Annotated in this window: 14 protein-coding genes; 8 read left to right on the plus strand and 6 right to left on the minus strand. The window is 43.8% G+C overall.

Annotated elements, in window-relative coordinates; genetic code table 11:
* The first annotated feature begins 33 nt into the window (after positions 1–33).
* The 8 genes from AC1DU2_RS05450 (at position 34) to trpC (ending at position 8,899) form a co-directional block, all read left to right on the plus strand.
* Positions 34–1,125, plus strand: coding sequence for an acyl-CoA dehydrogenase family protein (locus tag AC1DU2_RS05450; RefSeq protein ID WP_477383205.1), 1,092 nt, complete (start codon positions 34–36; stop codon positions 1,123–1,125).
* A 424-nt stretch (positions 1,126–1,549) separates the two neighbouring features.
* A complete protein-coding gene (gene pafA, locus AC1DU2_RS05455; protein WP_477383206.1) occupies positions 1,550–3,268 on the plus strand; it encodes an alkaline phosphatase PafA in 1,719 nt (572 codons plus the stop codon).
* Positions 3,269–3,489: 221 nt separating this feature from the next.
* Positions 3,490–4,113: a thiamine phosphate synthase gene (locus AC1DU2_RS05460; RefSeq protein ID WP_477383207.1), complete on the plus strand. Its 624-nt coding sequence runs from the start codon at positions 3,490–3,492 to the stop codon at positions 4,111–4,113.
* Positions 4,114–4,345: 232 nt separating this feature from the next.
* Entirely contained in the window at positions 4,346–5,134 is a 789-nt protein-coding gene (locus tag AC1DU2_RS05465) for a DoxX family protein (protein WP_477367918.1), read from the plus strand.
* A 70-nt stretch (positions 5,135–5,204) separates the two neighbouring features.
* Positions 5,205–5,633, plus strand: a complete 429-nt coding sequence (locus tag AC1DU2_RS05470) for a cytochrome B (protein WP_147053834.1) — start codon at positions 5,205–5,207, stop codon at positions 5,631–5,633.
* Positions 5,634–5,867: 234 nt separating this feature from the next.
* On the plus strand, positions 5,868–7,277 hold the full coding sequence (locus tag AC1DU2_RS05475; protein WP_477383209.1) for an anthranilate synthase component I family protein: 1,410 nt from the start codon (positions 5,868–5,870) through the stop codon (positions 7,275–7,277).
* An 80-nt stretch (positions 7,278–7,357) separates the two neighbouring features.
* Positions 7,358–7,969 carry an anthranilate synthase component II gene (locus AC1DU2_RS05480; RefSeq protein ID WP_477367909.1) on the plus strand — a complete coding sequence of 204 codons (612 nt, stop codon included), beginning with the start codon at positions 7,358–7,360 and terminating at the stop codon, positions 7,967–7,969.
* A gap of 147 nt (positions 7,970–8,116) precedes the next feature.
* Complete coding sequence (gene trpC, locus AC1DU2_RS05485) at positions 8,117–8,899, plus strand: indole-3-glycerol phosphate synthase TrpC (RefSeq protein ID WP_477383210.1); 783 nt, start codon at positions 8,117–8,119, stop codon at positions 8,897–8,899.
* 398 nt (positions 8,900–9,297) lie between these two features.
* Here the strand turns inward: trpC and AC1DU2_RS05490 are convergent, their stop codons facing one another.
* From AC1DU2_RS05490 to AC1DU2_RS05515, 6 genes are all read right to left on the minus strand, one after another.
* Positions 9,298–10,764 carry a SusD/RagB family nutrient-binding outer membrane lipoprotein gene (locus AC1DU2_RS05490; protein WP_477383211.1) on the minus strand — a complete coding sequence of 489 codons (1,467 nt, stop codon included), beginning with the start codon at positions 10,762–10,764 and terminating at the stop codon, positions 9,298–9,300.
* A gap of 11 nt (positions 10,765–10,775) precedes the next feature.
* On the minus strand, positions 10,776–14,015 hold the full coding sequence (locus AC1DU2_RS05495) for a SusC/RagA family TonB-linked outer membrane protein (RefSeq protein WP_477383212.1): 3,240 nt from the start codon (positions 14,013–14,015) through the stop codon (positions 10,776–10,778).
* 597 nt (positions 14,016–14,612) lie between these two features.
* Positions 14,613–16,895: a GH92 family glycosyl hydrolase gene (locus AC1DU2_RS05500; protein WP_477383213.1), complete on the minus strand. Its 2,283-nt coding sequence runs from the start codon at positions 16,893–16,895 to the stop codon at positions 14,613–14,615.
* A gap of 577 nt (positions 16,896–17,472) precedes the next feature.
* Positions 17,473–19,650: a hypothetical protein gene (locus AC1DU2_RS05505; RefSeq protein ID WP_477383215.1), complete on the minus strand. Its 2,178-nt coding sequence runs from the start codon at positions 19,648–19,650 to the stop codon at positions 17,473–17,475.
* 331 nt (positions 19,651–19,981) lie between these two features.
* Positions 19,982–22,396 carry a Kelch repeat-containing protein gene (locus AC1DU2_RS05510; protein WP_477383217.1) on the minus strand — a complete coding sequence of 805 codons (2,415 nt, stop codon included), beginning with the start codon at positions 22,394–22,396 and terminating at the stop codon, positions 19,982–19,984.
* Between the two features lie 234 nt (positions 22,397–22,630).
* Positions 22,631–23,737 (minus strand): metallophosphoesterase family protein, encoded by a 1,107-nt coding sequence (locus AC1DU2_RS05515; RefSeq protein WP_477383219.1) that lies wholly within the window; start codon positions 23,735–23,737, stop codon positions 22,631–22,633.
* Between the last annotated feature and the right edge of the window lie 16 nt (positions 23,738–23,753).

Here is a 23,753-nt window from a genome sequence, read left to right on the forward strand (position 1 = left end):
AAGCTTTATGCTTTTAGCCTTAAGCAATACTATATGCCCCATCCATCATACTTACTAAAACCCGAATGGGTAAAAACAATCAGGGAGACTGCCGCCGAAGCCGAAAAACTGGCTATGCTGCACCCTGATCAATTGAAACTGGTTTACGAGCAGGGCTGGTTTAAATTCCTGGTGCCGAAAGCCTATTCGGGTTTGCAACTGCCTTTGCCGGATATGGTGCGGCTTGAAGAAAGCCTGGCCTGGGCCAACGGCAGTTTGGGCTGGGTGGTTACGCTTTGCAGTGGTGCGGGCTGGTTCGGCGGGTTTTTATCGGCAGATATAGCCCCGAAGCTATTGAACAACCCGGCATTGTGCCTGGCGGGTAGCGGCGCATCAACAGGTACGGCTACCATTACCGATGGCGGCTACATTATTAACGGTACCTGGAAATATGCCAGCGGCGCGCACCATGCCACCCATATAACAGCCAACTGCATTATCAAAAATGGCGACGAACCTGTTTTAGATGCCGAAGGGAACGAACTGATATTACCTTTTATTTTTGATAAAAAAGATGTGGAGGTGTTCCCCGCCTGGAAATACATTGGCATGATGGCCACCGGCAGCGATGCCTATAAAGTAAGCAACCTGTTTGTTAAAGCCGACAGGTGTTTTAAGATCGATCCGGAGTATGCGGTAATCACCGAGCCTTTGTATAAATATCCCTTTTTACAATTAGCCGAGGCTACACTGGCAGCAAACATATCGGGCATGGCCGTACACTTCCTAGACCTGTGCGGACCACTGTTTGACGAAAAGCAATTAGGCAAACGGCAACCCGGCAACCATCGCGATGCCACAAAACAATTGCTGGATGAACTTACCATCAACCTAAATAAAACCCGCGCCGAATTTTATGAGGCAGTTGGCGCATCCTGGCAGAGTGGCTTAACAGGCCCCGCCGGGTATTTGAATGAAGTAAGCACTACCAGCCGCAAACTGGCCAAAACAGCACGCGAGAGTGTCGATAGGCTATACCCTTATTGCGGCCTGCAAGCCGCCAACCCCGATACCGAAATAAGCCAAACATGGCGCGATTTGCATACCGCAAGTCAGCATAGTTTGTTAAATAGCATCGGCGGGTAAATCACTATTTGGATATTTTTTCGATTTTAAGTATATTTGTATACAACATCTATAAGGCGTTTATGATCAGTCCATAAACGCCTTCACTGTTTAAAATCAAAAAGAGCAATAGTATTGATTTTAACTTAAAAATCTAATTTACAGATAGTTAAATAAAATAAAAACTATCAAAAGTAGCAGAAAAGTGTTAAGAAATATCGGAAAAATATGCAAAAGTATCCAAAAAGTAGATGAAAAGGATAGCAATAGTATCCGTTAAAAATGCCTCTTGTTTTTAGGCTCAAACGCAAACACCCGACCCCAAAATTTTCTGTCTTGACTCTTAATTCTTGATTCTAATTTTGTAACAAAACCCATACTTAACATAAACTTCATATGGCTTTTTAATTTCATTGTTGATATTTGGCGATCCAAAAACAAAAAAATGAAGCTTAAATATCTATTGCTTTTACTTTTAGCCGCGGCCACCCTTTCGGCATCGGCACAATCTCACAAAAAAAAACATAAACATACCACCAGGAGGAGCAGCGATAGCGAAGTTACCTACCATCGCGAACGCGCCATGCCAATGCCTACCGGCCTTCCACGCCCCAAGCTGGTTATAGGTCTTGTAGTTGATCAAATGCGTTGGGACTACCTGTACCGCTATTTTGACCGTTATGAAGATGGGGGCTTTAAAAGAATGCTGGGCGAAGGCTTTACCTGCGAGAATACCAATATTGATTATATCCCCACGGTAACTGCCGCCGGCCACACCTGCATCTACACCGGATCGGTGCCTGCCATACATGGTATTGCGGGCAATGATTTTATTGTACAAGCCACCGGAAAATCGATGTATTGTACGGATGACAGTACGGTAACCGCCGTCGGCAGCACCTCAAAGGCCGGGCAAATGTCGCCACGCAATTTGCTGGTAACTACCGTTACTGACGAGCTTAGGCTGGCAACCAATTTCCGCTCAAAAGTTATCGGCATCGCCCTAAAAGACCGCGGTGGAATTTTGCCCGCAGGGCATACCGCCAATGCGGCCTACTGGTTTGATGACGCCAGCGGCAACTGGATAAGCAGCACTTATTACATGACCGATTTGCCTGCCTGGGTTAAAAACTTTAACAGCCAAAAAATTGCCGAAAAATACCTTAAACAGGATTGGAATACCCTTTACCCTATAGCCACTTACCTGCAAAGTGCCCCTGACAACAGCAGCAAATACGAGGGCAAATTTGCCGGCACCAGCGCACCAACCATGCCGGTTAATACATCGGCCTTGTACAACGGCCATTTAGGTATGATCCGGTCAACCCCTTACGGCAATTCGATGACGCTTGATATGGCTAAAGCAGCAATAGAAAATGAGCAATTAGGCAAAAACACCGTTACCGACTTTTTAGCGGTAAGCCTTTCGTCAACAGATTACATAGGGCACCAGTTTGGCCCTAATTCTGTAGAGATAGAGGACACCTACCTAAGGCTTGATCATGACCTGGCCGCCTTTTTTACTTATTTAGATGGCACATTGGGTAAAGGCAGCTACTCGGTATTTTTAACCGCCGACCATGGCGCTGCCCATAACGCCAGTTTCCTGAAAGACCACAACGTACCCGCAGGAACCTGGGACGATGCTGCCGCGCAGAAAGAAATGAATGCTGCATTGAACGACAAATACAAGGTTCAAAACCTGGTTATCAGTATGGATAATTACCAGGTTAACCTTAACAATGCCGCCATCAAAAAAGCAGGCATCAGCGAAGGGGCCATAAAACTTGACTGTATAAGCTATCTGCAAAAACAACCGGCTGTACAATTTGCCGTTGATATGCAAAACGCCAACGACGCAACAATCCCTGTTGATTTACGCAGCCGCATTATAAACGGTTACAACGCCGAGCATAGTGGGGTGATACAAATTGTGTTAAAACCAGGTTACTACTCGGGGCACGGAGCAACCGGAACAACCCACGGCACCTGGGCGCCGTACGACACCCACATACCGCTGGTATTTATGGGCTGGGGCATTAACCATGGCAATACCACACGCCAAACCCACATGACAGATATTGCCCCTACAGTGGCATCACTATTACACATACAAGCCCCCGATGGCTGTATTGGCAAAACCATTAGCGAGGTGATCAGGTAGTTCGGTTGCGGGTTGCGTGTTTGACGGGCGTGTTGCCAGGTTCGGGAATTTGATATTTTACCGGCAACACGCCCCGCGCAACACGAACCACATAGCCCGGTTAGGGAGCTTGTTTTGCCGGCAACACGCCCCCCGCAACACGAACCTCGGAAAGCGTATATTTGCGTCTCTTTTTAGTTGATTAGTTACTCGTAATACGAACCACGCAACACGCCGCCGAAATGAAAAAATACGTCTCCAGGCTTCATTACATCACACAGGATATGCCGCAACGCAGCCACATACAACAGGTTGAAATTGCGTGTAATGCCGGGGCTAATTGGATACAATACCGCTGTAACACCAAGCCAGAAAACGAGCTTATAGCCGAAATTGACCAGATAGCATCTATTTGTGATGATTGGGGTGCCACGCTTATCATTACCAATCATTACCAATTACTTAATAAAGTTGATGCACAGGGCGTGCATATCGAAGATGATACCGCCGATCTTGGCGCGATCCGCGAAGCGATTAGTGACGATAAAACTTTAGGGGCATCGGCCACCAACCTGGCCGGTCTGCTAAAAACGCAGCATCCAGGCGTAGTTGATTATTGTGTATTAGGGCCGTTCGCCCATACTGAAACCAAGCCGAATAATTTCCCCTTGTTGGGTTACGATGGTTACCGTCAATTGGAAAAAGCCCCCATTGAAATTCCGGTTATTGCAACCGGTGGAATCCAGCTACAGGATGTTGAACTATTACTTAAAACAGGCATTTACGGTATAGCGGTTTCATCGGCCATTAACCGTTCTATTGATCCTGCCGGAATGGTGAAGGAGTTTTACAGAAAGATATATTAACAAACTATAGCCCAATAGTGAATTTCGTTTTTGATATTAATAATTCTTAATAACTAAAGCGCGACTGCCTACATGCCAAAAACAACAGCAAAAATCGCAGGTCAAAAAAGGCAAGGCTTGTTTCAGCAATGCTCATTTAACTATAACAAAGAATATTTTAGTTCATTGAACAAAATGAGCCATTGATTTTATATATTGCATGTGAAATCCAATATATAACCTATATTTCTTTATGGAATCCTATAATAGACTGTGGCGGTTGTTCTTTGCTATTGCGTTAGTTTCAATCGCGGTTCAACAATTTATCTGCTCTGGTTTCAGGCCGGTTATTATGCCTCCCGAGCCGGCATTTATAGGCCAAAGTACCTTCTGCATGTGCGTATCCGGCATTTTGCTCATACTGGTATCTGCCGCTATTATATCGGGCATCAACTCGCACATTGTTGCCGACTACCTGGGGGCATTTATGCTGTTGATGATTATCCTTTCGCACTTGCCTTATAACATTAAAATAAACCAGCTTTTTTTAGCGGGATGGAACGATGCATTTAAATTGCTGGCTTTATGCGGCGGGGCCTTTATTGTAGCCACATCTATCCCGTCAGATAAGGTTAGCGGTATCGACGCCGTCACCGAAAAAATACGGCCGGCCGGGCCATACTTTTTTGCCACAACCATGATTGTTTTTGGCATCGAACATTTTATATATCCAAAATTTGTGGCGTTGTTGGTACCATCATGGATTCCTTTTCATTTATTCTGGGTGTACTTCGCAGGTATAGCGCTTATTGCTGCCGGCGCGGCCATTATGCTTAAATTTAAAGTAAAACTTGCGGCTTCCTTGTTAGGCTTAATGTTGTTTTTATGGCTTATCACGGTGCACATCCCACGCGGGCTCGATACTTCCATTGTCGATAGGGCCAATGAATGGACAAGCGTTTTTGAGGCCTTAGCATTTAGCGGCATAGCGTTTTTAATAGCCGGCACTTATAAACCAGCGCAAACGGCGGCCAGTCAATAATTGGTCAAATCAGTTGCGTGTGTTTTAGCTAAAATGGTTTTGTTGTATATTCACGCAAAATTTAAAACTCATGACAGCTTATAGCTTTTTACAACATCTCCATTCGGGTTTCAGGTATATTGTACTGGCGTTAATCTTAGCAGCCATTATTGGTGCGTTTATTGGGCTGACAGGGAAAAAGCCTTATACCAATGGCAACCGCAAGCTTAATTTGTTTGCCATGATATCGGCACATACGCAGCTGCTTATTGGTATAGTACTTTATTTTGTAAGCCCGCTGGTACAGTTTAACAGCGAAACCATGAAAAATAAAGTGACCCGGTATTTCACTGTAGAGCATTGGGTTATCATGCTGATTGCACTTGCCTTAATTACAATTGGTCATAGCAAATCAAAAAAAGCAGCTACAGGCGAAGCCAAACATAAAGCCATTGTTACCTTCTATTTGATAGCTTTAGTGATAATTTTAGCCGGTATTATACTTATCCCACGTAGCTAATAGGATTTAGCAACAAATAAACTTTCAAAAAAATTTGATAATTCATTTTTCTTTATAAATTTGTGCCCACGATGATTAAAAACACAAATAAAAATAGCTGGTGGCACCAATTAAATTTGGCAGCCGGATACGTTTTTAGTCAGCGATGATCTAATCAATTGTAAACCTAAGTGGAAAACCCGGCGACCCCAATTCGCCGGGTTTTTTTATTTATATATTTTTTGAAAACATAACATGAGCACTTTTAAAATAACAACCACCTATAAAAAACTACTGGCCGATACCACCACGCCGGTGAGCATTTACCTGCGCCTGCGCGATGTATTCCCCAACTCGCTGCTGCTGGAAAGCTCCGACTACCACAGCCGTGAAAACAGCTTAAGCTACATTTGCTGCGAACCCATAGCTGGCTTTGTACTTAACAACGGCATACTAAAAAAGCATTATCCCGATGGCAGCAGCGAAAGCCTTGAAGCCGGCAGCTTTGATCTTATTGACCAGCTTAACCAATTTGTTGGCAGTTTTGAAACCGCCCCCAATCCATTAAAAATTATATCGAACGGCTTGTTTGGCTATTTCACACATGAGGCGGTTGAGCATTTTGAAACCATCAAACTAAAACAAACCGACGATAATCCCAGGCAAATCCCGGTAATGCAATACCACATTTACCGTTATATTATCGCTGTAGATCACTTTAAAAACGAGCTTTACATTTTTCACAACCAAGTCGAAGGCGGCCCAACCAACGGCGGTATCGAAAAACTGGAATACCTCATCAAAAACAAAAACTTTCCCGAGTATAGCTTTAAAAGCAGCGATGTGGAAAAATCAAACCTTACCAACGAGGAGTTTATCGCCATTGTTGAAAAAATGAAGCAGCATATTTACCGGGGCGATGTTTTCCAGATAGTGCCGTCAAGAGCATTCTCCCGTACCTTCCAGGGCGATGAGTTTAACGTGTACCGGGCTTTGCGCTCTATCAACCCGTCGCCTTATTTATTCTATTTTGATTATGGTGATTTCCGCATCTTTGGCTCATCGCCCGAAGCACAAATCACTATCAAAAACAATGTAGCCAGCATTTTTCCTATCGCCGGCACTTTCAAGCGTAGCGGAGATGACGTGAAAGATGCCGAGATAGCCCGCAACCTGGAAAATGACCCTAAAGAATCGGCCGAGCACGTTATGCTTGTCGACCTGGCCCGTAACGACCTGAGCCGCCATTGCGAGCAGGTACAGGTTAAAGCGTTTAAAGAAGTACAATATTATTCGCACCTTATCCACCTGGTATCACATGTAAGCGGTAAGTTATTACCCGGCGTGTCATCCTTCAAAATAGTTGCCGATACCTATCCTGCGGGCACCCTGAGCGGGGCGCCGAAATACCGGGCAATGGAAATTATTGACGAAAATGAAAAAGCCAAACGCAGCTTTTATAGCGGCGCCATAGGTTTCATGGGTTTTAACGGCGAATTTAACCACGCCATCATGATCCGCTCGTTCCTAAGCAAAAACAACACCCTGCACTACCAGGCAGGGGCCGGCATTGTAGCGGGCTCTGTTGCCGAAAGCGAACTGAAAGAAGTGGACAATAAAATTGCAGCATTAAGACGTGCTGTGGAACTGGCGGAAGAGCTGTAGGCGAAGCCCCCTAACCCCCTGAAGGGGGAACGATAATGGATAATATAATAATTAAGGAAGTTTTTTAAAGACATATACAAATGAACGAACATACAAACTCCCCCTTCAGGGGGTCGGGGGGCCTGAGCATCCTGATAATAGACAATTACGATTCCTTCACCTATAACCTGGTGCATTTGGTTAACGAGCTTGGCCTGCAGTGCGAGGTTTGGAGGAATGATAAATTTGCTTTGGAAGATGTGGATGCTTATGACAAGATCATCCTATCCCCTGGGCCGGGCATCCCGTCCGAAGCTGGTTTGTTGCTGGATGTGATCAAAAAATATGCGCCAACCAAAAGTATTTTTGGCGTTTGCCTGGGGCAGCAGGCCATTGCCGAAGTATTTGGCGGCAGCCTTTATAACCTGAGCCAACCCATGCACGGGATTGCCACGCCCATAAAAGTGACCGATACCGACGAGCAATTGTTTCGCGATTTGCCCGGGAGCTTTAAAGTGGGCCGTTACCATTCATGGGTTGTAAGCGCGAACGACTTGCCCGAAGTATTAAAAGTAACGGCTATCGACGAGGAGGATAATTCTATCATGGCCCTGTCTCACCGTGAATTTGACGTGCGCGGCGTACAGTTTCACCCGGAATCGATATTGACCGAGTATGGTAAAGAAATGATGGGTAACTGGCTGAATGGCTAATTAATAGATATTGATAACTTTGCGAAAATGAAACGAGATATAAACAACCGTCATTGCGAGGTACGAAGCAATCCCCGACATGCTAAGTCCCACATAGTTCAGGATTGCTTCGTACCTCGCAATGACGGTCCTATTATAATTTGATCTATGACGATACTTGATAAAATAGTTGCCAATAAAAAAAAGGAAGTGGCATATGCCAAAAAACGGACATCATATATTGAGCTGGAGGAATCTGAATATTTCCACAGGGAAACATATTCATTTAAAGATTTCCTGCTTGATCCTGCCCGTACAGGTATAATTGCCGAATTTAAGCGCAAATCGCCTTCAAAAGGCATTATCAACGATAAGGTGAGGGTTAGCAAGGTAACAACCGATTACGCTGCTGCTGGAGCTTCTGCACTATCTGTTTTAACCGACCGCGATTTTTTTATGGGCCGCAAAGCCGATTTAAAAAGGGCACGTTCTGTAAATAACATCCCGGTTTTGCGCAAGGATTTTATGATAGACGAATACCAGGTGATTGAAGCCAAAGCATTAGGTGCCGACATTATCCTGTTGATAGCAGCCATACTTACCCCCACAGAAATTGATAAGCTGGCCACCCTGGCCAAAAGTTTAGATCTGAATGTACTGCTTGAGGTACATAACCTGGAAGAACTGGAACGTAGCATCAATCCAAAACTGGATGCCATAGGGGTAAATAACCGCAACCTGGCCGATTTTACAGTATCTGTAGAAACATCCTACCAGCTGGCCAAACATATTCCTGCCGAATTTATGAAGATATCTGAAAGCGCCATCAGCGATCCGGAAACCATCAGGCACTTGAAGCTGGCCGGTTTTAACGGCTTTTTAATTGGCGAAACCTTTATGAAACAGCCAGACCCTGGTTTGGCTATGCGGGAATTTGTGGCGCAGTTATAAAAAAGTTACAAGACAGTACAAATTTACACGCTTTCTTTTTTAATTCAAAATCGTCCTTTATTCATGCATTAATAGGTACAAACAAGCAATTATCTGATACTTTTCAGCAACAAATGCGCTATTTATTGACACAAAAAGTACATTTATTGACACAAAAATAAAATGTACTTTTTTACGCAAAAATCCCAAAAAAAGCAACCCAAATAACTGGATATCTTGGGTTTCAAAACCATCAGCATTGCCACTGTCTTGCTCCCGGGCTGAGGGGATAAATTAAACCGGCCGATAAAATAAATTAAAAACGGGTACCTATCAAACTTGTAACAGGAACCGAAAAAATGCATAAAAAAAGCTGGGCCGCCAATTGGCAGTCCAGCTTTTTTTATGGGTACTATAAATTAGTGTTTATCGAAGAACAATTTGGTGGTAACCAAATCACCTCCTATAGCTGTTGCAGCTTTGTTATAGTTGGTTACATTCACGTTTTGCTCATTAACGGGATATGTAAAACGAACCGGAAACTCAGTTTGAGCTGTTGACGGTGCAGTAAGCACAGGGTAATCAAGCCTCCTTGTTTCTGTCCATGCATCCCAACCTCTGTTATATAATGCAAGGTATTTCTGAAGCCCGATTTTATGCAAATCGGTACCGCCTGTAGCTGTTACAAACGCAACGGTAGGTTGTAACAGATAGGCTGCTGCTGCTGTTGCAGATGCGCCCCAATAAGTTACAGAAGCTGTTACCGCGCTGTTATAGTGTCCGGCAACCGAACCTGCAACCGCATAGCCTCTTGATATCGCCTCGGCAAGGTTAAACTCCGTTTCTGAGTAATCTAACAGTAAACCAGGGAAATCAGGGTTGGTTATTTTTCCGATTGAAGAGCTAACCAATAGCGGGCCTGATGGCTTTGAAAACAAGCTAAAAGTTGCACTTGATCCTGGATCTGCACCAATATAAGTACCGGTAGAATTAACTGTAAAATAATATGGAAGCCTTGGATCAGCAAATGCGGTTTGCGGTTTTAAAAGCGCCATAGTAGTACTACAGGCAACAAAATCCTGTCTTGCACTTTGTACTAAATCAACCCATACCGGGTTGGTATTTGGCGGGCTGGTTAAATATTGAAATTGAGCATTGTCGCTATTTGAGGTAAATACCCCGGTAGCAACTGCCGATTCAACAACTGTTTTGGCTTTTGCATTATCCAGGTCGGCTATGGTGATACCCATTTTAAGTTTGAGGGTAGCAGCAAATTTTTTCCACTTGGTAACATCGCCACCGTAAATCACATCTGCCGAACCAAAGCTTGCCGCGCCGGTATTTAGTGCCGCAATATCAGCATCTAACCGGGTTAACAAACTGTAATAAACTGTTTTGGCATCATCAAACCTTGGGAAAGGCTTGCTTATATCCAAAGCATCGGTATATGGGATATCACCAAAAGTTGTTACGAGGTAATAGTACGTATATACCTGCATAACATCAGTAATAGCAATTTCGTTTTTTTGTATATCAGCACCGGTTACGTCAGTTGGTATCAGCACTTTTGTACGTTCGAAATTATAAAGCACATCCCGGTACAATGCATTCCATATACCATCAGGGATAGAACGGGTAGTGATATCGTAGTTACTCTCGTCGGTATAGGTTGTTTCCTGCCATTGCTGCTCAATCAAACGGAATATATTTAAATTTACGTTTGATGATGTTACAGTGTTACTTAATCTTCTCTGAGCATTGGTAAACAAGGCGTAAGAAGGAACTATCGAAGGATTCTTCGGGTCATTATTCAGACTCGTAAGATCCTTTTTACACGCCGAAAACAGTATCGACGTCAGTAAAAATACTCCTAATATTTTTTTCATAATTCTTTTACTTAAAAACGTAATTTCAAATTCAGTGAAATGGTGCGTGTAGTTGGATAAGCACCTACCTGGTAGCCTTGTAAATTGCCGGATGTCAAACCTTCTTCAGGATCTGAGTAAGGTAAATTTTTATGTATTATCCACAAGTTTCTTCCAATAAGCTGGAAGGTAACTTCCTTAATCGGGCCAAGGGTTGATATCGTTTTTTGTGGCAGAGAGTAGCCAATAAGGGCTTCCCTTAACTTTACATAACTCGCATCATACACAAAAGCTTTGTCGGGCAGGCGTGCATAACCAAAAGCACCATAGTTACTTGCACTTACACGTACAGTATTTGGCGCACCACTTTCAGTTACACCTGGCCTGATAAACCCACCGCCATTAGCAAGTGTATTACGTACAGGGTTTCCTAAATCGTTGGTATAAACTGTTTCAGGATACAAACCTGTAGCTAAGCCATAGTACATATCTGTTGAAAATACAGAACCGCCTTTCCTGATATCTACCAGGAAACTAAGGTTAAAGCCTTTGTAAGTAAAGCTGTTATTAATACCACCTATCCAATCAGGATTTGAATTACCAATGTTTTCATTAGGGCCGCTTTGTAAATATTGGCCGTTAGCACCAACAATCTTCTGTCCGTTAGACGCGTATTTATAATCAGTACCCCTTATCATGCCAAAAGGCTGGTTTAAGCTGGCGTTAATTGATACACCACCCTGGTAGCTATTTAGCTCCAGGTTTTTAGACTCTTCGCCTGTACCATCTTTAAATAACTCGGTAACCTTACTCCTGTTTCTTGTAAAGTTCAGGGTCATTTTCCAGCTAAAATCCTGTGTGCGGATAGGGGTGCCGTTTAATGATAACTCGATACCTTTATTTTTAACCGTACCGGCATTTAAATAGCTGAAAGAATAACCTGTAGCCGTTGATACGTTTACAGGCAATATTTCGTCAAAAGTTGATGTTGCGTAGTAGCTACCATCAAAACCTAAACGATTGTTAAAGAACGACAACTCCAAACCAACCTCGGCACTTTTTGTACGCTCTGGTTTTAAGTTAGGGTTGTTTTTGGTTGTGTTAACAGCCGATTGCGGGCTTGAGCCAAATGGCGGGATAATAGAATAAGTATCATTAACGCTATATACAGGGGCATCTGCACCTACCTGTGCGTAGTTGGCCCTTATTTTACCGTATGATAACCAGGTATACTGTTTCAACAATTCAGAGAAAATGAAACCGCCTGCTACCGAAGGATAGTAATAAGTGTTATTGGCCTTTGGCAGGGTCGAAGATTTATCTCTCCTGATAGTTCCATCTAACGTAATTAAATTGTTATAGGTAAGGGTTGCTCCGGCAAAAATACCATCAACCTCTCTAAGGCCTTTGTACTCTACAGGGGCGTTTGGCGTATTTAAAGAGTTTGAAAGCGAGTATACACTTGGAACAATTAAACCACCATTAGTTACTGAATATACACTTTGAGTGTTTTCTTTCCTGATGTTTGTTCCTAACAAAGCTTTCAGGTTGAAAGATTTTGATAGGTTTTTATCAACGTTTGCTAACAGGTCATAGTTAGTTTCAGAAAAACTCTTGTTGTTTCTTGAATAATACGGCACACCAACGCTGCTCACGTTCTTGCGTTCCTCATCTAATTCTGTATATGAATCTAACGAAGTTCTGCCTGTAATGGTTAACCAGCTAACGGGTTTGTAAGTAGCATTAACGTTGCCAATATAGCGGTTACGGGTATCGCTTTCAAAGTTCTGGTAACGCACATAATATGGGTTATCCCAAAATATAGGGGTTAAATTACCTGCTAATGGATCAGCATAGTTCCAGGTAATGTTTTTACCTGTTCTGTCATAAGCAGCTTTCAAAGCCTTAACATCATTATTTACTTCCCACCACTGTCTGAAGTTGGTCATAACGTTCCTGGCGCTTGCACCATCATAACCTGTTCCAGGGCGGCCAACACCATTAATATTGTAATAATTAACGCTACCACCTACTGATAATTTAGATGTAATGTTATAAGTTCCACCTAAATCGACGATGTTCTTTTTGATGCTACTGTTAGGAATAATACCATTTTCATCATTACGGGTAAATCCTAATTTGAATGATCCTCCATCGGTTCCGTTGGTGATCATGATACTTTGGTTATTTGAAACCGGTTTCACAAAAAACGAAGTAGGATCGTTTGTTGCTGCTACCCAAGGGGTAGCTTTACCAAAATTGGCCGACGTTTTATCAAAAGCATCCCATTGGTAAACCTTCAGGTTTGGATCAAATTTAGCACCGTATGATGCATCCTCTGTTGTTGGAGTAACTAAATCATTTTTGCCATCTCCGTTTACATCTCCGTAAAAGAAGTATCCGGTTGGGTCATTGTAGTAATTACCGTAACCTGCGCCATAGCTGTGTTGATATTTTGCAAAAGTAGATTTATCTACTTCGCCAACGCTAACACTGCTGTTAATTGTAATACCAACACCCTTTTTTGCTTTTTTACTGGTGATTAAGATAACGCCGTTACTACCGCGTGAACCATAAAGCGCACTGGCTGCAGCTCCTTTTAAAACAGTAACCGACTCAATATCGTCAGGGTTAATATCTGATGAAGGGCTTCCGTAATCGTAACCGCCACCACCAGACTGCTGGGTAGAGCTGTTGTTATTGCTGTTATTTACCGGCACACCATCAATAACAAACAACGCCTGGTTGTTTCCTGTTATTGATTTTACACCCCTTAATACAACGTTGGTAGACGAACCCAGGGCGTTGTTTTGGCGGATCTCTAAACCGGCAACTTTACCTGACAGGCCATTAACAAAGCTTGAAGACCGCGTTTTGTTAACCTCGTCGCCCGATACTTGTTGGGCAGCATAAGATTGCTGGTTGCGGGTCCTGGAAATACCCAATGCACCGGTTACCACAACTTCGCCCAGTTGCTGGCTTGAGGCCACCAGTACCACATTCATCGTATTACCGCTTACAGGCACAGATTGTGTGATGTAACCAATAAAACTAAATGATAGTGTTGTGTTGTCGGGCACGGATAGGGAGAATCTTCCGCTTACATCGGTTTGGGTACCGGTTGTTGTGCCCTTAATGCTTACTGATACCCCCGGCACCGGTAAGCCATCTTCCTTGGCCGTAACCTTTCCGGTTACGGTATGGTTTTGCGCATAAAGCTGTGTTGCAGCAAGTAAAAGAATGCACAAAGTCGTAAGTAGACTTTTTTTCATGAATAATGTGTTAGTTAATAGTTAAAAACTTTAAGAGGTTAAATCTATATGGGATTTATAAAAAATCAAATAAATAATTGTAACATTTCGTTTACATAAATATTATTTCACAAAAAGTATATTTTTCATAAAAAATTCATAAACATTTATTTTCTTTGCATGTTCTTACGCTATTACTAAATCATTTAGTTAATAATAAGACAGTTAATAAAGTTAATTAGAACAGGGAAGATGCGCGAGGCATTTTCCCTGTTTGTTTTTATTACCTATTCTACAAAATGGGCCAAAAAACAGACTTCATTCTTCATAAAAGATAAGACATACCATAGCCAATCAAAGCACCATTCACAGGCAAACATTTTAAAGCACAATAAGTTCTTTATGCAAATATGCCAACATAGCCACAAAAAAGCTTGGGAAAGCCGACCAAAATGGAGTTATTAACTAATATCTATTATTGCAAATAATTCATATTAAATAACACTTTCTTTAAAGTAAACGAAATGTTACAATTCATTAACTCGTTGAAAAATAAATGGTTAATAAAAAAGGGCTTGTGAAAACACAAGCCCTTTTAAAACCATACAATATTGGGAATTATTTTTCGTTGCTCATCGAAAAAGGCACATCGGCGTCTTTGGTGCCACGTTCTTTATTGGGGGTGGCAATCATATCAAAATTCAATTCGGCACCGCTTAAAAGGCCTTTATGGCTCACCCAGTTATTGGTGTAGGGCTTGCCATCAATAGTCAGGCTGTTTACATATTTGTTGGCAGCACTGTTGTTGGGCGCGGTAATAGTCACCGTTTTACCATTCTCTAAATTGATGGTTACCTTTTTAAATAAGGGCGCTCCTAACACGTACTGATCGCTGGCAGGCGTTACAGGGTAAAAGCCCATGGCCGAGAAGATGTACCAGGCCGAGGTTTGCCCATTGTCTTCATCGCCGCAATAACCATCGGGGGTAGCTTTGTACAGTTTATTCATGGTTTCGCGGGCCCAGTATTGGGTTTTCCATGGCTGGCCTGCATGGTTGTACAGGTAAATCATGTGCTGGATAGGTTGGTTGCCATGCGCGTACTGCCCCATGTTGGCTATCTGCATCTCGCGGATTTCGTGAATAACGCCGCCATAGTAGCTATCGTCAAACGTGGGCGGCATGCTGAATACTGAATCGAGTTTGGCTGCAAATTGTTGTTTGCCACCCATCAGGTTTATCAAGCCCTGTATGTCATGAAAAACGCCCCAGCTGTAGTGCCAGCTATTACCTTCGGTAAAGGCATCGCCCCATTTAAAAGGATTAAACGGCGTTTGAAATTTACCGTCCTCATTTTTACCGCGCATCAGTTTAGTTTGCGGATCAAATACATTACGGTAATTCTGGCTGCGTTTTTTATAAATATCAATTTCTGATTTTGGCTTGCCCAAAGCTTTACCTAATTGATATATAGCAAAATCATCGTAAGCATACTCTAAGGTACGTGCAGCATTCTCATTTATTTTAACGTTGTAGGGCACATAGCCAAGGGTGTTATAATATTGCACTCCCCTGCGGCCGGTTGCGTTTGGCCCTTCGTTGTTGGCACCGTGTTTAAGCGCCTGGTACAATGTTTCAATATCGTAACCACGCATACCCTTCAGGTACGCTTCGGCAACTACCGAGGCCGAGTTATTGCCTATCATACAATCAGCATAACCAGGGCTCGACCATTCGGGCAGCCAGCCGCCTTCTTTATAATCATTTATCAGGCCTTCCTGCATCTCTTTATTGATAGAGGGGTAAACCAGGTTCAGGAACGGGTACAAGGCCCTGAATGTATCCCAAAAGCCTGTACCGGCAAATAAATAACCGGGCATCACTTTACCATTGAAAGGGCTGTAGTGAATTTTTTCGCCTTTGGCATCTATCTCGTACATTTTGTTAGGGAAGAAAAGCATCCTGTACAAGCTGCTGTAAAATGTTTTGGTTTGCTCTACGGTGCCGCCTTCTACATTCAGCCTGCTCAGGGTTTTGTTCCAGGTGTCTTTGGCTTTTTGGCAGGTAACTTCAAACTTATCGTCGGCCAGTTCGCGTTTCAAATTTATTTCGGCCTGTTCAATACTTACAAATGACGAAGCAACTTTTAAATGCACCTGCTCGCCGTTGGTGGTTTTCAGGGTGATAACCGCGCCCGCGTGGTCGCCAGTATATTCCAGTTGGCCGTCGTCTTTTTTCCAATCGTGCCATGCCGATGCCAGCGCGAAAGGTTTATCTACATAAATAACAAAGTAGTTTTTAAAATTAGCCGGTACAGCTCCGCTGTTTTTGGTGCTGTAACCTACAATCTTTTGCTCACCGGGAATAATCTTTACGTATGATCCTTTGTCAAAAGCATCAATTACAATATGCGAGCTATCGCTTTTGGGGAAGGTAAAGCGGAAGCTTGCAGCACGCTCGGTTGGGGTAATTTCGGTAGTTACATCATAATCAGCCAGGTAAACGCTGTAGTAGTAGGGTTTAACAATTTCGGCTTTGTGCGAAAACCAGCTTGCGCGCTCTTTTTCGTTCAGCTTTAACTTGCCGGTTTCGGGGAAGATGGAAAACATTCCATAATCATTCATCCATGGTGATGGCTGGTGGGTTTGCTTAAAACCCAGGATTTTATCAGCATCATAGGTGTATTGCCACCCATCGCCCATTCTACCGGTTTGCGGTGTCCAGAAGTTCATGCCCCATGGCAGGGCAATGGCCGGGTATGTGTTTCCGTTTGACAAGGATGGCTTGGATGCTGTACCCATCAGCGGGTTAATCAATTCAACAGGGTCTGTTACCCTGGCGCTTTGCTGTGCAATTGCAGCTGCGGGTAAACAGGCTAGGGCCATTAAGAATAGTTTTTTCATTAATCGGAGTTTGTTTTTTTAAGGGTGATGAAAGCAACGGTGGCTATTATAAAAGCTGCTGTTGATATCGTTGGATGTATTTGCTTTGTTATTTGTTTTAAAAGTCTTTCTAAAAATGATTAAATAAAAATGTCATTGCCTTATACACACCATCACTTATTTGAATATATCAACATTCGATTGAACGCTGGCAACGACTCACCCGGCCGACGCTGCGCTGGGCCACCCTCTCTTCACCTGCGGTGGAAAGAGGGTTTAGTATTATAGTGTCCTTATAATCAATAAATTAAAAAATATAAATTTCTAAAACCCTCTTTGCGGCTTTAGCCGGAGAGAGGGTGGTTGGGCGTAGCCTCGACCGGGAGAGTCGTAGCCGCCATGCGGTATACCACATCTCCCCGCCTCCGCGTTTTACCTGACTTTGCCGCTCAATAATCGTCTTTTCTTTTGTCTTTAGACAGCTTTTAATAATTTTTTTCCGGTGCGAATATGGCAATCTGCCATAAGTAAAAAAACTCCCGCGCATGAAAATTCACGCACGGAAGTATTAATCAACTTTCTCTCAAAAAGTATTTTTTCACCATTTCAACTCAACCTTTATCCCATCGGGGCTATTGGCGAAGCCCAGGTATAAAGTTTTTGACGAGGTATCCCATGATGTTTTAATATCAGTAATAATTTGCCCTTTGCTATCGCTTATAACAATTTGTTTTGGTTGGCCCGGCAATAAAACCCGTGCACTGGTAAGCGTTTTTACCGGGCTTTTGGCTATAAAAGAATAGCTGCCGCCTGCAACTTTTTCGTCATAGATCCTTGAAGCCGAAGCTAATACCTGGGGTGTGTTTTTATTGGCTACCCGTGCCACATTGTATAACAATGCCTGCTCGCCGGGATTGATCACCTTTTCGGCCAATATGGGAAGTTGCGGATCGAACAGATCAATTACCGGGCCTTTTACGGTATAAGGCTTGCTATCGGCATTTTCATCCATTACAGCTACAATATCGTAAGGGCCACGGGGCAGGTATAAGCTATTTTTAAATGTTAAAGTACCTGCATGGGCATCTTTTTCATAGGCTTGTTTAACGGTGCTGATGTAATTACCGTCGTTAGCTGCCTGCAGTACGTATTCTTTTGGATTTTGCCTTAACACATATACTGCGCCTTTGCCAACGTTAAACTTTTGGCTGTCGCCGACGGGGTTTATCCCCAGCAGTTTAAATAAGTGTTGCGACGGCGCTTTGAAGTTATTGCCCTTAGTATCCCACCATTCCATTACAGATTGATAAGGGTCATCATCGCGCCCGCAATAAATTAATACGCCGCCCTGCTTTACCCAGGCCGCTAATTGCTGGTGAATTTGGGCTGATACGGGCTTCATATTAGCATAGCTCATCACCAACACCTTGATGTTTTTAAGCGATGCCGCATAGCCCAGGTTTTCCATATGCACCGTTTGTACCGGCACGCCATGTTTTAGCAGTGGCAATGTTTGGCCGTAAAAGTTTGAGAACTGCGGATCCTCGAACCCGTTATGTGTAGGGAAACGCTGAAACATTAGTGTATTACTCATCAACACGCCAATGCCGTTTACGCCGGTTACTTTATTGGTTGATGGAGGCATGCTATTGAGGGCGTTAACCATCACCTGCATTTGGGTAGAGTAATACTGAGGGATCAGGATCTTTTCGTTACTATTGGCAACCTTGTAGGGATGCGTATAAATGCGCTCGGGCCAGGGCATCACCTCATAATCAGATACGGTTGGGTACAACAGCTTTGCTGTAAAAGTGGCCTGGTAATTTCGCTTGTAATCGCTCCAGTCCTTTTGCCTGTCTTCAATTGGGTCGGTTAAAAAAAACATTTTGCGGCCGGTTGGCGCTGTCATGGATACCATCGACCCATATTCCAGGTAGGCGTTTTCAAATACGCGCTCTTTTTGCAGGCCGTTAAAATAAGTCGGCTCGCGCGAGGTACCCGTCCACACCTGGGCTATGTAACCATCAATACCAGGCAACGAAGCCAGGCTGGCCTCGGGGCTAACAATTTGCCACGACGAATAGTTAACCAGCGAATGCGTGGCGATAAACACTTTTATATTTAAGCCCTTGCTTTTGCCATAGGCTTTAGCGTACGATGATACTTTTTCAATGGCATCATAATACAGGTGGTACTTTAATTTGCTGGATAGGTAAGTATTCTCGGCCGATGCATCCTGCGGCTTCCAGGGGAAACCGTAATAGCTTTGCCATTGGGCTTTGAAGCCCGCGCTATAGCCCGCACGTGCCCAAAATTCAGGCTCTTCTAAAAATATATTGGTAATGCCAACATCAATTACTCTTTTAATAACCGCTGTTTTCATATACTCGATGAACGAGGCATCGGGCACCGCATATGGCATATCCCTGCCATGAAAAATGGTATCGCCCTTTTGGGTAACCTGCCCAACGCCCAGGTGGTTTTTACCATCCCATTTACCCAGGAAATAATCTTTGTAATCGCCCCAGGCTATGCCGGTCATGAAGTTGGTTTGATAACCATGGTCGCGCCAGGTTTGTACGCGCTGTTCAAAGGTCATGCCGGGGTGGTCGTTGGTTCCGTAAACAATGGCAATGTCGCTGCGTACGTCAATCTCGGGCATCCAGGGGCTGGCGGTTTGGAAAGCAGTCTTCTCTTTTAACGGTGCCGGTGCCTGCTGCGCAAAAACAGCAGACGCCAGCATTGTTAAACAACAGGAAACAAAAATGTTTTTCATAGGTAGGTGCAGGGCGGTAGATGCCGCTTATTACCATACAATGATAGCATAGGTGGTATTAAAACAGGGGTTAATAAATGGGTTAACCCGGTTTAAATTTCATTAACCCGTTGAAATTAATGTTGTGTCAACCATGAAATGACAGAAAGTCTTTAGTCGGAAGTCTTAAGTTCTCAGTCAAAAAGCACAATTCAGATTTAGGACTTACGACTGATGTTAATCGTGTAATGACGGATAGTCTTTAGTCGAAAGTCTTAAGTTCTAAGTCAAAAAGGACAAGTCAGATTTACGTGTACTTCTGACTTAATACTAATCGTTCTGTTAACGCCCCTTATTTCCCGCAAATTTTATCAAATGGGATGGGGTAATCAATCCCCAATGATCTTTTATATTCGGCTATAAAATCATCGTAGCTACGGCGGGCGTGTTCAATACCCCTGGTGCGCCTGATGGCTTTCAGTTTATATTTAATGCCGGCATCGCTAAACGGGTCGATATTTAAAATCAGCCGGCTTATCTCCAGCGCCTTTTTAAACTGTCCCTCATCATAGGTGTTTTTTATTACAGGCTGCAAAGCCGGCATTAGTGCTTCTTCGTACCCCTCCTTAAAATCATCCAGCCAAACATCGGGCATAGCCGGCAGCAGGCCGCCACGGGCCATCAAATCAAAATGCGGAACCTCCAATGCAGCTGCTCCCTGCCTGTTATTAAGGCTGGCTTGCACCACAAAATAATCACAAAAAAAGGCGTCCGAAACAGTGAAACTGTAGGTATCATTGATGTAAGCCAGCTCAATCCCATCCAAGTCGGCAAGAATACTTCTCAGGTGATTTAAGGTAACACCCCTGATATTTTTTGTTTTGGCTACATCTTTATCGGCCCAAAGGGTGGTTGAAATGCGCCTGGAGGTTACACCGTTTTTATCGCGGCTGTTCAGTAAAATTAAAATAAATAGCTGTTTAATTTTAGGGCTAAACAGGTAGGTAATATCCTTGCCGTTTTTATCATACACCGCAAATGCGCCCAGCAAGTAAACCGCATTAATCTTGTTGCCAATAATTTCTAAGGCGCTTTCATCCTGGGTTAAATCAGCAGTTTCCTGCACCGGTTTGGCTTTTTTCCTTTTCAGGTAGATGAATGCTCCACCGGCCACAAGCAGTACCGCCGCCAGCCCTGCAACGTAGCTATACAAACTGGTGGTTGTGCTTTTAGCCTGTTTCGATTTTAAATAAGCGGCATAACTTACGGGAGGGAATGCCAGCGAATACATTTTGATACCCGATTTTACAGGCGAAGTAAACTCCTGGGTGGTGCAATAAAATTCGTTCGCGTCGCTATTAAAAAACAGGTTAACATCGGTTTCAATCCGTTCGGATGTTACCGCAATCTCGCCGCTTACAACCTCGTATGATCCATCTTGAATAGCATATTTATAAAGCTTCAGGCTGGTTTTAGGTCGCTCGTGCGGGTAACACAGCACATAAAAATATTTTCCATCCTTTGATGGTACAAGGTTATTGGCAGGCACAAAAGCCTCTTCATCAGGCTTAATTTCCCATAGTTTTTTGATGGTGCGGTTGCTTAGGTTAACCCGGTACAAATCATAAAAATGCATGCCACCTACAACCTGGCTGCCCGATTGATTGCCGATGCCGCCGAATATATACACGTCGTTATTCGCGTCGGCAGCGCTGCAGGCCGAAAAAAACCGTGGATCGATATGGTCGCCGGTAAAAACCACAGGCTGCCAAACCTGTTTCAGGGTATCAAACTTAAAAAAATCATTATAGTACCTGAACGACCCGTAGCCGCCAAATAAATAAAGATCATGGTAATCTTTATCATAAAACACATTGTGGTGATGCCGTTGCGATGGCAAGGCAGCATTTCCTTTAACGTCCCAGTTTAAGCCCGAAAGATCAAGCGATACCAGGCCGGAGGGGCGGCCCGGGGCGTTATTAACCTCATATACATACAGTTTATTTTGCCTGGGGTTAATAATGCTTTTGCCCAGTAACAAGGGCATAGGTAAGGCATTTTGATAGGGGCTGGATGATTCCTCCTCATTCCTGACATTATATTGCGTTACCGAGTTGCTGCCAAACAGCACCATGCGTTGTTTTTGCTGATTAAAGTTTAGACCCACAACCTCGTTAAAGCTTTTTGACAACCGCGGCTTCCAGAAGTACGATTCATTAATAAGCCAAACCGGGTTTTCCACAAAGCCAACCTTGTCGCCATTGCTGCTGTGCACGTTTTGGCCTTCCCACTCATCTAACGGGAGCGAATAAGTTTGGGAGGCATCGCCAACTTCCAGGTTGCGGATGGCCATATTGGGCACATCGGAGTAACGCGAATTTTTGCCAAAGGTAATTACCGGGCTGATGCTGCCTGTGAAACCAAAACCCGAAGCGCCATAGGATTTACCGTTAACCCACACGGTTGCTTTATCCCCACGCAAGTCCAGCTTGATTTTGATGGCTGTCCATGTCCTCTTTGATAGCTGGGCGGCGCTCAGCGGAATGGTGATCTTATTGCTCTTACTGTCGATGTTGAAATTTAAGTAAGGGGTGCCGTTCAAATAAATATAACTGAGGCTATAGGAGTTATTTTTACCATCAGCAAGGTTCAAAACATAACCCAGGTGCGAATTATCCCATAAAGCCAATTGGAAGGCGATAGTTAATTCATCATTAAATGTGGGATTTTCCTGTTTAAAAACGGAATAAGACGTCCGTTTTTCCATTAAACTATCGTTCGAGTTGAACTGTAAACCCTGCGCTTGTAATTTTGAGCACGAGCCAAGGCAGGCAGCAAAAACCAAAATCCTATATACCCAGGGATGAAGTAATAAAATCCGGCTCGCTTTTGTCATTGAATACACTTGTCTAAAATCCCCGGGACCAGGGGAATGGCCCGCTGTTGAACGCAAGTGCTAAAATATGTTTTTTTTAAGTATGGCAAACGGGGAATTTCTTTATTACCTCTCCGGCACAAGCTTATTATAGGCATCTACAAGAATTGCCTCTTTTTCCTGTATCGTATAATATTCCGCACCCAGGCTTAACCCATTGTCAGTGCGGTCCAATATTACCTTGACAAAACCATGCCGGGTGTCACACGAATACTCCAGTTTGGCACCATTCAGAACTTCGCTTTCGGCGCTAAAACGTTCGTCACCGGTATTGGCTACGGGGTGCAACTCATCAAAGCCGCCTGCGCCGGCAACGATGTATGGCACGGTAATACCATTGGCATAACGCTTGCTGATACGCTGGTAATTATGCACATGCCCACTAAAAACCATATCGGGCCAAACATTGGTTTCGGTAAATGCGCCCTCCAGGAATTCGATCATGGGCAAGCTGGAACCGTGGTTAACATCGGCCGAGTACGGCGCATGATGAATGCTAACCAACAATGCCTTTTCCGGGTTGTTTTGTGCCGATGACTTTAATTCCTGCAGGAACCAATCCCGCTGCTCAGGCGTTATTACGCCATATTTGGGCACATTGCTATGCAAGCCAATTATAGTGGCAAGCGGGGTATCCAACGTCCAGTAAATATTGGGCTGAACCATGCTTTTCCGCGGGCTGTCGCCGGCAAATGGTATTGCCCGTTGTTGGGTATCGCAAAAAACAGCTGCAAATGCATCCAGGCTTTTGTATGGCTTATCGGCATTGGGGTTTATGTCGCTGTCGTGATTGCCGGCTATGGCAAATACGGGGCCGGGGTAATTGTTATAGGGATCAAAAAACTGGCTCTTGTAATATTTTTCTTCGCCATGACTATACACTACATCGCCCAGGTGATACAGGAACGAAGGTTTGTTTGCCGCCGCCAAAGTTTGATACTGGGCGGCCATGGCATCGGGCACCCTTTTCTGAAAATCCCGATCGCGAAAGCCGCCGGTATCGCCCACTACATGAAATACCATGCGGTTATCGTTCATATCAGGCAATATGTCGTTAACATTTAAATGGTAGGGGTACTTTCCGGACGGCGGCGGAGGCGGCAAAAACTTATAGGTATCGTCGGGCTGATCTTTTTTAAAAACGGGGGTGGTATATTTAGGGGATATTATCATTTAGCGTTAATCATCG

This window comes from Mucilaginibacter sp. P4_C11, assembly GCF_056402115.1.